The organism is Flavobacterium sp. (assembly GCF_004211145.1).
In the GTDB taxonomy this organism is placed as follows: domain Bacteria; phylum Bacteroidota; class Bacteroidia; order Flavobacteriales; family Flavobacteriaceae; genus Flavobacterium.
Genome location: NZ_SEBS01000030.1, coordinates 22379 through 37396, shown reverse-complemented (window position 1 = coordinate 37396; position 15018 = coordinate 22379). Strand labels below are relative to the sequence as shown.

16 protein-coding genes are annotated in these 15018 nt (G+C 46.7%); 9 read left to right on the top strand and 7 right to left on the bottom strand.

Annotated elements, in window-relative coordinates; translation table 11 throughout:
* The first annotated feature begins 277 nt into the window (after positions 1-277).
* Together EOO50_RS13250 and EOO50_RS13245 are read left to right on the top strand one after the other, a co-directional pair.
* Complete coding sequence (locus tag EOO50_RS13250; protein ID WP_290840752.1) at positions 278-1195, top strand: T9SS type A sorting domain-containing protein; 918 nt, start codon at positions 278-280, stop codon at positions 1193-1195.
* Between the two features lie 243 nt (positions 1196-1438).
* Positions 1439-1885 carry a response regulator gene (locus EOO50_RS13245; RefSeq protein WP_290840751.1) on the top strand — a complete coding sequence of 149 codons (447 nt, stop codon included), beginning with the start codon at positions 1439-1441 and terminating at the stop codon, positions 1883-1885.
* A 50-nt stretch (positions 1886-1935) separates the two neighbouring features.
* Here EOO50_RS13245 and EOO50_RS13240 read toward each other — a convergent pair whose 3' ends face one another.
* Positions 1936-2610: an OmpW family outer membrane protein gene (locus EOO50_RS13240; protein WP_290840750.1), complete on the bottom strand. Its 675-nt coding sequence runs from the start codon at positions 2608-2610 to the stop codon at positions 1936-1938.
* Between the two features lie 239 nt (positions 2611-2849).
* Here EOO50_RS13240 and EOO50_RS13235 point away from each other — a divergent pair, with 239 nt between their 5' ends.
* The 4 genes from EOO50_RS13235 to EOO50_RS13220 all read left to right on the top strand — a co-directional run bounded on the left by EOO50_RS13235 (position 2850) and on the right by EOO50_RS13220 (position 7746).
* A complete protein-coding gene (locus EOO50_RS13235) occupies positions 2850-3950 on the top strand; it encodes a fatty acid desaturase (RefSeq protein ID WP_290840749.1) in 1101 nt (366 codons plus the stop codon).
* 272 nt (positions 3951-4222) lie between these two features.
* Positions 4223-4795: a non-canonical purine NTP diphosphatase gene (locus EOO50_RS13230; RefSeq protein WP_290840748.1), complete on the top strand. Its 573-nt coding sequence runs from the start codon at positions 4223-4225 to the stop codon at positions 4793-4795.
* 164 nt (positions 4796-4959) lie between these two features.
* Complete coding sequence (locus tag EOO50_RS13225) at positions 4960-6801, top strand: DEAD/DEAH box helicase (protein ID WP_290840747.1); 1842 nt, start codon at positions 4960-4962, stop codon at positions 6799-6801.
* A 177-nt stretch (positions 6802-6978) separates the two neighbouring features.
* Positions 6979-7746: a carboxypeptidase-like regulatory domain-containing protein gene (locus tag EOO50_RS13220; protein ID WP_290840746.1), complete on the top strand. Its 768-nt coding sequence runs from the start codon at positions 6979-6981 to the stop codon at positions 7744-7746.
* Positions 7747-7966: 220 nt separating this feature from the next.
* Here EOO50_RS13220 and EOO50_RS13215 read toward each other — a convergent pair whose 3' ends face one another.
* Positions 7967-8620: an RNA methyltransferase gene (locus EOO50_RS13215; RefSeq protein ID WP_290840745.1), complete on the bottom strand. Its 654-nt coding sequence runs from the start codon at positions 8618-8620 to the stop codon at positions 7967-7969.
* Positions 8621-8678: 58 nt separating this feature from the next.
* Between EOO50_RS13215 and EOO50_RS13210 the strand changes: the two genes are divergently transcribed.
* Positions 8679-9371, top strand: coding sequence for an NAD-dependent deacylase (locus EOO50_RS13210; RefSeq protein WP_290840744.1), 693 nt, complete (start codon positions 8679-8681; stop codon positions 9369-9371).
* A 565-nt stretch (positions 9372-9936) separates the two neighbouring features.
* Here EOO50_RS13210 and EOO50_RS13205 read toward each other — a convergent pair.
* From EOO50_RS13205 to EOO50_RS17715, 5 genes are all read right to left on the bottom strand, one after another.
* Complete coding sequence (locus tag EOO50_RS13205) at positions 9937-10752, bottom strand: mechanosensitive ion channel domain-containing protein (RefSeq protein ID WP_290840743.1); 816 nt, start codon at positions 10750-10752, stop codon at positions 9937-9939.
* A 284-nt stretch (positions 10753-11036) separates the two neighbouring features.
* Positions 11037-11540 (bottom strand): peptide-methionine (S)-S-oxide reductase, encoded by a 504-nt coding sequence (locus EOO50_RS13200; protein ID WP_290840742.1) that lies wholly within the window; start codon positions 11538-11540, stop codon positions 11037-11039.
* Complete coding sequence (locus EOO50_RS13195; protein ID WP_290840741.1) at positions 11537-12520, bottom strand: bifunctional methionine sulfoxide reductase B/A protein; 984 nt, start codon at positions 12518-12520, stop codon at positions 11537-11539. The genes EOO50_RS13200 and EOO50_RS13195 overlap by 4 nt, the downstream gene beginning before the upstream one ends.
* 401 nt (positions 12521-12921) lie before the next feature.
* On the bottom strand, positions 12922-13185 hold the full coding sequence (locus EOO50_RS17720) for an alpha-ketoglutarate-dependent dioxygenase AlkB (RefSeq protein WP_363331758.1): 264 nt from the start codon (positions 13183-13185) through the stop codon (positions 12922-12924).
* Positions 13145-13543 carry a hypothetical protein gene (locus EOO50_RS17715; protein WP_363331756.1) on the bottom strand — a complete coding sequence of 133 codons (399 nt, stop codon included), beginning with the start codon at positions 13541-13543 and terminating at the stop codon, positions 13145-13147. Before EOO50_RS17715 ends, EOO50_RS17720 begins: the two co-directional genes overlap by 41 nt.
* Before the next feature lie 80 nt (positions 13544-13623).
* Between EOO50_RS17715 and EOO50_RS13185 the strand changes: the two genes are divergently transcribed.
* Together EOO50_RS13185 and EOO50_RS13180 are read left to right on the top strand one after the other, a co-directional pair.
* A complete protein-coding gene (locus tag EOO50_RS13185) occupies positions 13624-14391 on the top strand; it encodes a LexA family transcriptional regulator (RefSeq protein WP_290840740.1) in 768 nt (255 codons plus the stop codon).
* Between the two features lies 1 nt (position 14392).
* Positions 14393-15016 (top strand): peptidylprolyl isomerase, encoded by a 624-nt coding sequence (locus tag EOO50_RS13180; protein ID WP_290840739.1) that lies wholly within the window; start codon positions 14393-14395, stop codon positions 15014-15016.
* Positions 15017-15018 lie beyond the last annotated feature (2 nt).

The window sequence follows — 15018 nt, the reverse complement described above, 5'->3', positions numbered from 1 at the left end:
GAACCGGATTTGGGTTCGCGTGCAAAAATAATCATTTAGTGTAAACGGAAAAATTGTTTGTTAGTTGTTTTATGTGTTGATTTGTTGATTTGTTGATTTGTTGATTTGAGTTCTTGTCTTCCGAATGCGTTTTCCAACTTAACCACTTCAGCACTTAAGCACAAGCACTTCCCCACCAACATTAAGATAAGGTTAAATACATTTAAATTTTACCGCAAACGCGAATCAATTCACACAAAATCAATAGTTTCGTAACGAAATTTAAACCTATTCAGATATGAAGACAAACTACTCTTTTTTTACGCTGTTGGCGACGTTGTTGATTTCGGCTACCTCATTCGGCCAAATCACGATCGCGCAGTGGAATTTTAATGGCGAGACGACCGAAACCGTTCCCGGAGGCGCGATATCCCCGACGACGAGCATTCTTTTAGTTCCCGAGGCTTCAGCTTCACTGGTCGGAGGAACGACCGCGACTTTCGCAAACGGAAACACGACTGCAGGAACGACCGAGACTGAGACGACAAGCCCGCCGAACTTCGGCTGGAACTCCACGACCTATCCCGCATCAGGAACTGAAAACAAATCACGCGGCGTGCAGTTCAACGTAAACACTACGAACTATGTTGGAATCACGTTCCGATTCGAACAGCGCCTGAGCAATACGGCGGCTAACACATACCAGGTTCAATACACGACCGATGCGAGCGCGACTACGCCTGTTTGGGTCGACGCCCAACAATTCACGTTCACGCCGGCGGCTACGGGAACTGGCGACACTTGGTATAACGATCGCACGGTAAATCTTCAAGCGGTCACGGCATTGAACGACAATCCGAACGCGGCGTTTCGCGTGGTTAGCGAATTCGATCCAGGTACAGGAAATTACCTCGCAGCGCGTTCCACTTCTACATATGCTGGCGGAACCGTTCGTTACGACATGGTTACCGTTATCGCACAATCGTCGCTTGGCGTTGCGCAATTCCAGCCGCAAAGCTTCAAGATGTATCCGAATCCGACGAAGAGCGAGATCGTGAACCTGAGCCAGCCTCAAAACATCGAAGTGTACGATATCCTTGGAAAAGTGGTGTTGAAAGCACAGAATACGTCTACGATCGATGCGCGTTCGTTCCGACCTGGAATCTACATCGTGAAGACCGACAAAGGCGTTTCGCGCAAGTTGGTCGTCCAGTAATTTTCAGAAAATACTTATATAAAAGCCGACCTGACAAGTCGGCTTTTTTGTGGCTTCCATCGCCGACTTAACAATAACGGCTAATTGTCGTAACGATTTGATAATGAATTGGCTTAATCGATAATTTATTTTCAATAACTCGGCAAACTGCAATATATTATCCCTAAATTTACGCCTATCAATCACGATTTTGCAGGATCTTTCGTAGCCAGATCACACCGAAAGCGTCAAACCTCGCGTGCCATGATGCCAAACAAGCCTTCAACCCGGATTTTATTGACCGACGACGACGCCGACGACCGCAGCGTGTTTAGCGACGCGTTCGCCGAATTGAAAATGTCGGGAGAATTGTTCATGTTTTCGGACGGGACGCAACTCATGGACTATTTGCGTTCGTGCGAATCCGCGCCCGGACTTTTGTTCCTCGACCTGAATATGCCCATGAAAAGCGGTTTCGAATGTATCGAGGAAATCCGTGCCGACGAGCGTTTCAGCGAGATACAGATCGCCGTGTACTCGACTTCATCGTCAGAGAAAGACATCGATTCCACGTTCAGGAAAGGCGCGAATCTCTACATCAAGAAACCCAACGACTACAACAAATTAAAGACGATCATCAACACCGTCCTCAAAACCGATTGGAGCCAACGACTTGGTTTCTCCAAAGAAAATTTCCTTCTCAATATTTAAATCAAAAAGCGGCCGGAGCCGCTCTTCAACACAACAATCCAAACTTCAGGTCAGAAGCGCATTCCGACCCCGAATCCTAAAAGCAGCGGGTTGATCTTTACCTTCGCAGGAATCGACAAACCTGCCGCGAGGTTCGACGCATCGACATCGACATCGGTTTCCAGCCAGATTTGCTTGGCGTCGACGTTTATGAAAATGTTGTCGGTCACGAAAAGATCGAACCCGACCTGGGCCGCGAACCCGAATGCGTTGTCGTACGAAACATCGCGAACCGTTTCGCCTTCATCGATCCCGTAAAAAATCGTATAGTTAACGCCCGCTCCGACGTAGGGCTTGAAAACGGTCCCGGTCGGATAAAAATGATATTGGAACGTCAACGTAGGCGGCAATAAATACACGCTTCCCAGATCGACATTGGCCGACGTCGGGCCTCCGACAGCCGAGATATCGCTCGAAACGGTGTTCACGTTGTGTTTTGTGGTTCCGAGGATAAGTTCCGCAGCGAAATTTCGCGTGAAGAAATACGTGAAATCGAGTTCAGGGATGAAGGTATTCGAAAGCCTTACGTCGCCGCCGATAATGCCGATGTTCGCGCTTTCATCGGGAATCACGCCGACGCCGCGAAGCCGGATCTGCCAGTGTTTCAAGGTTTCCTTTTGTTCTCCCTGTGCTGAAACCGTACTTATCGAAGCGATGGCCAACAGCGTAAGCAACATTCTTTTCATGATGGGTGTTTTATGATTACAGGTCAAAATTATTCGTTTAAAAAAGCGTGAATCGTGATAAAAATCATAGAACTTTTGTTTTTTTTTTGAGGATGTGGTCGCTTGTAATTCATTTATGTCAGCTACCGCTCCATATTTAGGAATAGACGGCCGAAAGCAATTTTTACCTTTTTTTAACAAGAGAGTTTTTGCAGTTGTTGAACGCTAAGCGTATTTTTATGCTGACAAAACACAACACAATGGACAAAATAAAACGGCCGGTTTTCCAAAAACCAAAACCGGACGACTTCTACCTGAAATTGCATCGCGAAGTAGAAGAAACTGTCTTGAGCGACAAACGCATGCAGCGGTATAATATCGTAAAGGCTTTTTTGCTCGTTGCGCTCTATTTTGGTTTGTACGCGGGAATTATCGCTTTCGGGGATTCGACGTTGTGGCTTTTCGGCTTTTATATTTTGCTTGGGCTTACCACGACGATACTCTTCATCAATTCGTTCCACGATGCGGCCCACGGCGCGCTTTTCAGCAAACCGAAATACAATCATATGTTTATGTATGTGCTTGAATTATACGGCACGAACAATTGGCTGTGGGCGAAACGTCATATCGGGTTGCACCATCCGTTGCCCAATGTGCCCGATTGGGACATCGACATCAAGCAGAGCGACATCATCAGGATTTTCCCGACAAGTCCGTTGCTGAGCCTTCACAAATACCAGCACATTTATATGTGGTTCATTTATCCTTTTTACACGTTGAATTGGCTGTATATTCGTGATTTCAAGGATTTCTTCGGACGAAAAGACAACTACGTGAAGCAGCTTACGAAAATTCCGACGGTGGAAATCTTCAAGATGTTCATCGCGAAGGCGTTCAATTTGTTTTATATTTTGTTCCTTCCGATGTTGTTACTTGGCCAACCTTGGTATATAATATTCGGAGCGTGGATTTGCATGCACGTTTCGGCGAGCTTGCTTGCGGTGATCGCGCTGGTTTCGACTCATGTCGATGAAGAAGCGAATTTCCCGGTCGCGCCTGAAGACGGCAAAATGCCAACGACCTGGGCCGAACACCAAATGCTCGTGACCAAGGATTTCAGCGCCGACAGCCCGATCGCGAATTTCATCTACGGCGGTTTTACGCATCACGTCGCACATCACTTGTTCCCGGCGGTCGCTCACACATACTATCCTAAAATCACTCCGATAATCAAGAAATACGCGCGGGAATACGATTTGCCGTACACGTGTTACCCTTTTACGAAAGCCGTTAGGTCGCATTTCAGGTTGTTGAAGAATAGCGGGAATGTGGAGAATATTTTGGTTACGGGAGAAATTTGATTGTTGGTTTGTTTATTTGTTGATTCGTTTATTTGTTGATTTGTTGATTTGTTGATTTGAATTAATGCCTTCCGTTGGCGAGTTGGTTTTGATTGACGGTAGTTGCGTTAGGGATTGAAGTGGAAATCCTTTTTGTCATGCTGAGCTTGTCTAAGCAGACAAAAAGATTGGAACGGAAAGCCCGGCGGCGGCTAAAAAAATCATCCTCTTACTCAAAACCTTCCAGCCGACGCAACGCCCAAACCCTGAACCCTGAACCCTGAACCAAAAAAATGAAACTCATCTTCGCCTCATCCAACAAAAACAAAATCCTCGAAATCAAAAAAATGCTTCCGCCCGACATTGAGCTCCTGGGTTTGGAAGATATCGGCTGTTTCGAAGACATTCCGGAAACCGCCGATACGATCGAAGGCAACGCGATCCTCAAAGCGAATTATGTGACTGAAAAATATGGTTTCGATTGTTTTTCGGACGATTCCGGCCTCGAAGTCGATGCGTTGAACGGCGCTCCGGGAGTAATTTCAGCCAGATACGCGGGCGAACAAAAAGACGCGAATGCGAACATGAATAAGCTGTTGCGCGAACTCGAAGGCAACGAAAACCGAGGCGCCCAGTTCAAAACCGTAATCGCGCTGAATCTTAACGGCGAACAGCATTTGTTTGAAGGCATAATCCGCGGCGACATCACGTTCGATAAATTTGGCGATCAGGGATTCGGATACGACCCGATTTTTATGCCGGTAGGAAAAACCTTGACTTTTGCGCAGATTCCGATGGAAGAAAAGGCCACGATGAGCCATCGGGGCATCGCAATTTCGAAACTCGTGGCGTTCTTGAATAGGTGATTTATCGTTATTTTTAATTGTTATCGGTATTACATTCTGATGCGGAACACGGCGAAAGTCAATTACAACGCGCCTTGCGATCGCTCGTAAACCGGTTTTAAGTCGCTCATTCCCAAATAAATAATAACAATAAAAATAAACCAATAATAAACCCTGTCGCGGACATGGGATTTGAAACTCCTTCAGACGTACAGGAAAAAGCGATTCCCCTATTGTTGGCCGATGATATCGACATCGTCGCACTTGCGCAAACCGGAACTGGTAAAACAGCGGCATTCGGTTTCCCTCTGATCCAGAAGCTGGATGTTACCAATAAAAATACTCAGGCGCTAATCTTGGCTCCGACACGCGAACTTTGTTTGCAGATCACAAACGAGATCAAACATTACTCGAAATACGTAAAAGGTTTAAATACCGTTGCCGTTTACGGTGGCGCTTCGATAACCGAACAGGCACGCGAAGTACGCAGAGGCGCACAGATTATCGTGGCGACTCCGGGACGTATGCAGGATATGATCAATCGTGGTTTGGTGAACATCACACAAATCAACTATTGCGTTCTCGATGAGGCCGATGAAATGCTGAACATGGGCTTCTACGAAGACATCGTTGCGATTTTGTCTACGACGCCCGACGAGAAAAAAACATGGTTGTTCTCAGCGACCATGCCTGCTGAAGTGGCGCGCATCGCGAAAGAATTCATGAGCGATCCGACTGAAATCACCGTCGGAACTAAGAACTCAGGTTCAGCGACCGTTTCCCACGAATTCTACATGGTGAACGCACGCGACCGTTACGAAGCGTTGAAGCGTTTGGCCGATGCTAACCCTGACATTTTCTCGGTTATCTTCTGTCGTACGAAACGCGATACGCAACACGTTGCCGAAAAACTTATTGAAGACGGATACAACGCCGCGGCTTTGCACGGGGATTTGTCCCAGGCGCAACGCGACTCGGTCATGAAATCATTCCGTAGCCGTTCGATCCAGATGCTCGTTGCGACTGACGTTGCGGCACGCGGAATCGACGTCGACAACATCACGCACGTCATCAACTACCAACTTCCAGACGAGATCGAAACCTACAACCACCGTTCAGGCCGTACAGGTCGTGCAGGAAAACTGGGAACGTCGATCGTGATCATTACGAAAAGCGAATTGCGTAAGATTTCTATGATCGAGCGTATCATCCGCCAGAAATTCGAAGAAAAACCAGTTCCATCGGGAATTGAAATCTGCGAGATCCAGTTGTTCCACTTGGCCAACAAGATCAAGGATGTCGAAGTGGATCATGAGATCGACAGCTATTTGCCTGCGATCTATGAAGTGATGAAAGATCTTTCAAAAGAAGAATTGATCAAGAAAATGGTGTCGGTAGAATTCAACCGATTCATCACCTATTATAAAAAGACACGCGATTTGTCGGCACAGACAAACGATCGCGAGCGTCGCGACACGGTTTCCACAAGCGGGGACGGTGCAGCCGTACGTTACTTCATCAACATCGGATCACGCGACGATTTCGATTGGATGCAATTGAAGGATTTCTTGAAAGAAGTGCTTGAATTAGGGCGCGACGACGTGTACAAAGTCGATGTCAAGGAAGGTTTCTCTTTCTTCAACACCGATGCCGAACATACTGAAATGGTCATGGAAAAACTCAACAACGTGACGCTCGAAGGACGCCGTATCAATGTCGAGGTTTCCAAGAACGAAGGCAGCTCGAACAATTCCCGTCGCGACCACAACGGGCGCTCAGGCGGCGGTTTCGCACCACGCGGCGGTTCTTTCGGCGGCGGATTCAAGGGCGAGAAAAAATCGTTCGGTGACAAAAAATCGTTTGGCGATAAGAAGCCTTTCGGGGAGAAAAAATCTTTCGGGGATAAAAAACCTTTCGCCAAAAACGAGGGTTCGGACAAGAAAAGACCTGACAGTTTCGCACCGCGTTCACCGCGCCGTTCTGACAGTTTCGATGCACCGAAACCACGTCGTACACGCAAGGACTGATAATTGAAAATTTAGTTTAGGGTTTAGTATTTAGCGTTGACGCCGATCGTTTCAACGCTAAATGCTAAACCTTAAACTTTTTCAACAAAATCGGAATCTGTTAATTTTCTAATAATTAAAAGAACACAGTAAGTAATCTTGGTGTGTTTTACTACTTTTAACGTTTTAAAACCAAACATGAGATCGTTTACAGTCTTACTCTTTTTATTCCTTTCACTTCATATCGTTGCGCAAAAATCTGAAGCACCACAAAAGGTCTCAGGTATTGTCTCCAACGATAACACATCGCTCGCTTTGAGCAATGTGAATATCGTGAATCTCAACAAGGTAAAAGGTGCTATCAGTGACGATTTCGGACGTTTCGAGATTGAAGCCGAGGCAAACGATACGTTGTTGTTCTCGCTCATAGGTTTCCAATCGCTCAAAATCCGCGTGGGCAACGACTGGACGAAGAACAAAGTGAACGCGATCCACCTTACCGAGAAAGCGATCGCACTCGAGGAACTCATCATACAACCGTACAGGCTTACCGGATATCTCGAAGTCGACACCAAGCTCATTCCTGTAAAAGAAGACCACCGTTACAGCATTTCAGGGCTTAATTCGGCTTACGAAGCGGGGGCTTTCTCTCCGGGTGCTTTCGGCAAGATCATGGGATCGATTTTCAATCCAGGAGATGCGCTTTATAATTTCTTCGGAAAAAAACCGACCGAACTCAAGAAACTCAAGGAATTCAAGAAAGACGACAACATCCGCAATCTTCTCGAATCCAAATACGACCGTGAAACGATCGCCGCGCTTTTGGGCATAAACAAAGCCGACATCCCTGAAATCCTCGCGCGTTGCAATTACTCGGAATCATTTGCGAAAACTGCGAACGATTTGCAGGTTATGGAAGCGATCAGCGAGTGTTACGAGGAATATAAAATCCTTAAGAAAAAATAAAAATCAGGTTTGCTTAGGCAGGCCTTTTTTTTGCGCCCGAAATATTTCTCATTCCCTCTAACATAATCGTTTGCCAGAACCCGATTTTGCAAAGTGCAGCGGCGCAAAATTACAAATAAACACTTCTGATTGGTCGGCGACTTGCGAATTCGGGCGTAAAAAATCACGTGTAGACAAGAGGCAGCTCAACTGTATGGAGCATTCAAAAGAATTCAAAAACTTATTTTTCAAAATACCGACGCTCGACTCCCTCAATATCCTTGATCGACTTTTTGGCCCAATCCAATCGCTTATCCAAAATTTCCGCTTCACTTAATCGCCAATGAATTTCCGACCGACGCAAACGCGACGTCAAATTCTGCAAAATAATCGCTGCGGAAACCGAAATGTTCAAACTCTCAGTAAACCCAACCATCGGGATCTTCAAAAACCCGTCGGCGTTCTCGATGATCTCAGGCGACAACCCAAGCCGTTCGGTTCCAAAGAACAACGCCGACTTTGGCGTGATATCGAAATCGTCGAGCGTGCAATCGTCGTGATGTGGCGTCGTAGCAATGATTCGATAACCTTGGGATTTGAGGCTTGAGATGCAGTCGGAAATACTGCCGAATCGATTGATGTCGACCCATTTCTCGGCGCCCATTGCAATTTCCTTGTCGATGGTTTTCGTGTATTTCTCCTCGATCACGCTGAGTTGCTGCACGCCGAAAACCTCGCAGCTGCGCATCACGGCGCTCGTATTGTGCAATTGGAAAACGTCCTCGATCGCGACCGTGAAATGATTTGTCCGACGCGAAAGCACGTCGAGGAATTTTGCCTTTCGGTTATCGGTCAGGAAACCTTCGAGATAGTTCAGATAGTCGATATCGGTCATGCGCAAAGTTAACAATCTCGCAGTTCACAATGATAGCAAAACTTCGTACTTTAGAAATATGAAGAAAAAACTCGTAGTGCTTACGGGCGCAGGAATCTCGGCCGAATCGGGAATCAAAACCTTCCGCGATGCCGACGGATTGTGGGAAGGACATGACGTAATGGATGTTGCGTCGCCCGAAGGCTGGCAACGTAACAAAGAACTCGTGCTCGATTTTTATAACCAACGCCGACGCCAGCTTAAGCAAGTGCAACCCAACGCGGCACACATCGGACTAGCGGAACTCGAGAAACTTTTTGACGTTCACATTATTACGCAAAATGTCGACAATTTGCACGAGAAAGGCGGAAGCTCGAACGTGCTGCATCTGCACGGCGAACTCCTAAAAGCACGCAGTACGCAAAATCCAAACTTTATTTTAGATTGGGAAGACGACCTGACTTCCTCGCATCTCGATGAAAACGGACATCAAATGCGGCCGCATATCGTTTGGTTCGGCGAAGAAGTTCCCGCTCTCGAAGAGGCCGTCCACATCACACAACAAGCCGACGTTTTCGCCGTAATCGGAACGTCGCTGCAAGTCTATCCCGCGGCCGGATTGGTTTCGTTCACCCAACCCAATGTCCCGATTTTCTACATCGACCCCAAACCCATCGGAATTCCAGGATTGCCGAACCCGATTGAAATTATCGCTACGAGCGCAACGCAAGGAGTCGAGATTATGAGGCAAAAACTGAAGGAGTTGTTTTAAGTTTTGAATTTTAAATTTTAATTGGTTCGCCAAGATCCAACAAACCGCAAAAAATCCGTGACCCAATCGTAGCGAACGGGCGAAGCGAAATCCGTGCAATCCGTGGCTAAAAAATTTCCGTCGAACTAAAAAAGACAGCCGAAAATTCCACGCGAAAAGAAATCCGCGACAGCTTAGAAGGTCCATGGAAATCCGTGTAATCCGTGAAATCCGTGGCTAAAAAATTAAGTCGCAAGTTAAAACCAGAACCCGTAATCCACACGAGGCAAAAATCCGTGACCCAATCCTAACAAAATCCGTGTAATCCGTGGCTAAAAAATCTACCTCGAATTAAAAAAGATCCTAAAAATACACGCCGATAAAAATTCTCAACACCCTGCAAAACCCGTGACTCAATGGTAGCGAACTGGAGTAGCAAAATCCGTATAATCCGTGAAATCCGTGTAATCCGTGGCTAAAAAATTAAGTCGCATGTTAAAACCAAAACCCGTGATCCACTAGAGACAATAATCCCTAACCGCGAACGGCCGAAGCCAATCCGCGGCAAAAGCCTCAGCAAAAAACGCTACTCCTTCTTAATCACAAACCCATTCTCCTTCAAAATCGTAAAAATCGCAATCAAAACCTCCGACCGTATCCTTCCATCTGAAAACATGCTATCCGTCTTCACCCAATATCTCACATTCAATTGAGGTGCCGCGCCCACGATTCCCGAAATCACGACCACATTCTTAAAACCTTCCTTCACAATGTCATTCTCAGCCTCAAGCACGCTCTTTACAAGCGCAATTGCTTTGTTATAATCCGATCCGTATTCAAGCCCCACGGTAAAATCCTGCAACAGAAATCCGCCTCGGTTATAATTGATTAACGTATTCTTTATAAGTACCGCGTTCGGGATATAGATGTCTTTCCCGTCGCTCTTGATTTGCGTATCGCGCAGGTTCAAAGCAATGACTTTGCCTTTCACGCCTGTACTTTCGATGATGTCGCCGACGCTGAACGGACGCTTGAATGCCAATAAAATCCCAGCAAGAAAGTTCTCGCCTATATCTTTGAGCGCAAACCCGATGATAAACGCTGAAATTCCGGCGCCGGCCAAAATACTGCTTGCGATCGAAGTCAGTCCGACGATCCGGAACATGATAAAAAATCCGATGATGATCAAAACCGCCTTGAGCAAATTCGCAATGAACGTCGCCAATAGCGCATCGTGCATGCGTTTTTTAAGCCGGACGTCGGCAAACATCTTGACACGAGCGGCGATCATCCAAGCGAGAACGATTACGATGAGTGCCAACAATAATTTTGGTGTCACGTCGACGATTTTGTTGTAATAACTTTCCAGATTTTTGAGCAAATCGTTTATGAATTCCTGCATGATTTCGATTTTTGCTAAAATTACCGATGTTCGCTGATTCGCGTCTTATGTAGAATTTTGAAAAATTTGCAGGATTTTTTGCTCCGAAATGTCGATAAAAAAGCCCTTCCACTGCGAAAGGGCTTCAAAAGCAACATCTTGAAAATTATCGTTTGATCACGCGCAATTCCCCAATCGAATCATCAAGCGACCTAAATTTCGATTACTCTTTTGCTAAGCGATTGTGACCTCGGAGTCGATATCTCTCCTGACTTGGATCGTAGTAAGCGAACCCTTTCGTCCGACTACTCCAACGTGCCGATCTTCGCTTCGTTTGCATACGACGCAAAACGAGTGAGCAGCAGCTTCAATTTCGGGTTGATGTATAACTCGCAAAACGGGCGATTCGGATCGCTGTAATAGTAATCGACGAGTTCATCGCGACTCGATTCGAACGCGACGAATGGCAACGCCTTGGTGACCAATCCTTCGAAATCGGAACGTAAATGTCCAAGAATACTGTTCACCTCGTTCAGATCTTGCGCATCGAAAACATATACCGCCGACCGATATTTATCGCGCATAGAATGTTCGGACGTACTCGCATGCGTGTAAAGATGAATTTCGACAAGCGTTTCAAAACTGATTTCCGACGTATCGAAATCGACGAGCACGCCTTCTGACCACGAGTCGTTTTCTCCGGTCGATGAAATCCATCCCTGACGAACGGCTTTCACACCTTTCAAAGAGGCAAAAACCGCTTCGGTACACCAATGACAACCGCCGCCAAATCCAGCAGTCTTGATCACGCGTCTACTTGTTTTTTAAGTTTGTCGCTGAACAACTGCCTGAATTTTTTGAGCTTCGGATCGATGACCGCCTGGCAATATCCCGCTTCCGAATTATTTTTGTAATAGTCCTGATGATATTCTTCGGCCTTGTAGAAATATTCCAAAGGAGATATTTCGGTCACGATCGGATTGTCGTAAGCTGGTTGCAGCTCCTGGACAATCGCAGCCGCTTTTTGTTTTTCCTGTTCATCGCGATAATAAATCACGCTGCGGTACTGTGTTCCGACGTCGGCTCCTTGCCTGTTCAACGTCGTCGGGTCGTGCGTGACCAAGTGAATCCGCAATAAATCCTCGAACGAAATTTCTACGGGATCATAAGTCACTTCCACCACCTCGGCATGGCCGGTTTTCCCGCTGCAGACTTCGCGATACGTCGGGTTATCTATTTGTCCGCCGCTGTAACCGCTTTCGACTTTTGTTACGCCTTTAAGTTGATTGAAGACGGCTTCGGTACACCAGAAACAGCCTCCGCCGAACGTCGCTTTCTTCAAACCGTTTTCTACTTTCTTCAATGCGACGGCATTCATGCAGTAACGCAATCCACTCGGCGCGGGACCGTCAGGAAAAACGTGTCCGAGGTGAGCGTCGCACGTATTGCAAAGCGCCTCGATCCTGACCATTCCGAAACTGATGTCTTTGTGGTACGCCACTGCATTTTCGGTTAAAGGTTGCGTAAACGACGGCCAACCCGTTCCGCTTTCAAATTTTTCGCCACTGTCGAACAACGGCGTGCCGCAGCAAACGCAGGCGTAAATTCCGGGTTCGAAATAGGAGCACATTTCAGAACTGAACGCGCGCTCCGTTCCTTTTTGTCGCGTGACGCGGAATTCTTCGGGCGCCAGGACCTGCACCCATTCGGCGTCGGATTTTATTACTTTTTGTTCAGGTTTTGGGTTGCCCTGACCAGTAAATTTGATAACGTCAATCCACTTTAGCATTTGTTTCCTTTCTTTTAGTTGTTGACTTTTTTACCATCGGATTTCGTTTCCTTGGGCGCTTCTGAAAAGCAAACATAATGCCGACGGGTTGTTTGTCAGGCCGCTTGGCAGGTTTTGTCATGGACAATTAAATTTGGGGATTAGATGGTTGATCTGATTACCAACGACGATTCGTCATTTCCTCACTCCTTGAAAACAAAATAATCAAATAACTTGTCGGAAAGGTAAAAGGCGATCTGATTGACATAAAATTCGACGATTTGGTATCCAATAAATTCATTAAAAAAACAATTCGCGATCAACAACCTATTTACAACTACACAAACCCGCTTCTAAGACGAGTCGTTCCCAATGACCCAAACGCCATTATCCAATTATCTAATTTTCAAATTATCTAATTCTCAAACTGCTCGCTTCGCAATCCGAAACGTCAGGTTAATGCGTGGCAACACCTCGCGCTTTGTCTTAGGAACCTGATGTTGCCAATACGTATTCGTCGTTCCCGACATTAGCAGGAAAGATCCGTGATGCAACTTAATCTCTACCTGTTCCACGTCTTTCCGAACCTTGTGCCGCAATCGGAACAAACGCGAATCACCGAACGTAACCGATGCGATTGCCGGATTACTTCCAATCGTATCTTCGCGGTCGCTGTGCCAAGACACGCCATCGTCCGTCACGGTACAAATTGAGTAGCACGCTGTTGAAAGCGATTCCCGTTTCCTTTTCAACACGGCTGCGGATCTCGAGCAATTCGGTTGTCCAATCGAGCCCGTCGGGGTCGGCACCAACGTTCGTCTTATCTTCATACCAGGCGACCATGCGCGGCACTTTCACGGTCTTGTCGTATAGGTCCATTTCAAACTCTCTCCAAGGCGTCCGATTGAAAAGATGCTCGTAATATTCGTCGGATTCCGTCTTTGAAAAGAAACCTTCATCAAGCAACAGTTCGGCGTCGGGAACATCGAACGTCTTGCGTTGGGTTCCGCTTAAAAAAAGCTCGTGGTCGTCAAATAATCTCATGTAAATTCCTCTGTCGCAAATATATGACGATATATCACAAATTTTAATATATTTGTTGTGACGAATCATCACAAATTTATATGTCGCTATTTTCAGATAACATCAAGCACCTGCGTATCAAGCGCGAACGCTCCCAGCGCGAGGTGGCCGAAACATTGTCCATATCACGCGATCGCTACGCAAAATATGAGGATGGAGTCAACTCGCCACCGCCCGAAATCCTCGTGGCGTTGTCGCGGTTTTTCTATCTGAGCATCGATCTTTTGCTCACGGTCGACATCCGGAAAATTTCCGTCGATGACTTGATGAAGTTGCCCGACAACCGGATTTTATTACCTATCAAGGTCGACAATTTCGGCGAAAACCTCATCGAGATCATTCCGCACAAGGCGAAGGCCGGATATGCATTGGGTTATGCCGATCCCGAGTTCATCGAAAACCTGCAGCACATTTCGCTTCCATTCCTGCGAAACGGTAAATTCAGGGCGTTCCCCATCGACGGAGATTCCATGCCGCCACACCAAAGCGGCTCGTATGTGATCGGGCGTTATGTGGAGAAACTTGGCGATGTTCTCGATGGAAAAACGTATATTTTACTCACGAAAAGCGAAGGAATCGTGTACAAAAGACTCAATCGAAACGGGAAAAACACGTTGTTGCTCGAGTCGGACAACCGATTTTACGAACCCTACCAGATCAAGGCGTCGGACATTCTCGAAATCTGGAAATTCGAATGCAGCCTCGACCTCAACGAAGCCGAACCGTTCGACGCGAGCATGGAAAATATGAAGGACATCCTACTCGGGCTGCGCAATGAGATCGCATCGATCAAATCGAAAATAAACTGAAATGAAAAAAATAGTTTCCTTCCTTATAATAATGTTCGTTTTCGGATGTTCCAAACCGACGTTCGATCCCGACTGGACGACTGAAAAAGCGCCCGAAAAATTCACCGCGCGCTTCGAGACCACGAAAGGAAATTTCGATATCGAAGTCGAACGCAAACTATCGCCCGCGGCCGCCGACAGGGTTTTCCAGCTCGTCAGCCACGATTATTACGACAACGCGATTTTTTATAGGGTGCTGCCGCAGTATCTGGCGCAATTCGGAAACACGAATACCGCGATCATGAAGCAGTGGCAAGCGGTCAGGATTCCCGACGAACCTGTTGTCTTGAGCAATAAAAAAGGTACGGTCAGTTTTGCGCGTTACGGCAAAGATTCGCGCGACCTCGAGCTTTTCATCAACCTCAACAACAATCCCGAACTCGATACCACGGTCGTCGACGGCGTAAAAGGTTATCCCGCGTTTGGGAATGTCGTCAAAGGAATGGACGTCGTAGAGTCGTTACATTCAGGTTACGGCGACCGATCGATGCAGGCGTCGGAGATCATGTACAATGACCGAAACGACTTTTTACGCACGTTTCCCGCGCTTGATGTCATCAAAAAAGCGTATCTGATTTCCGAATAAAA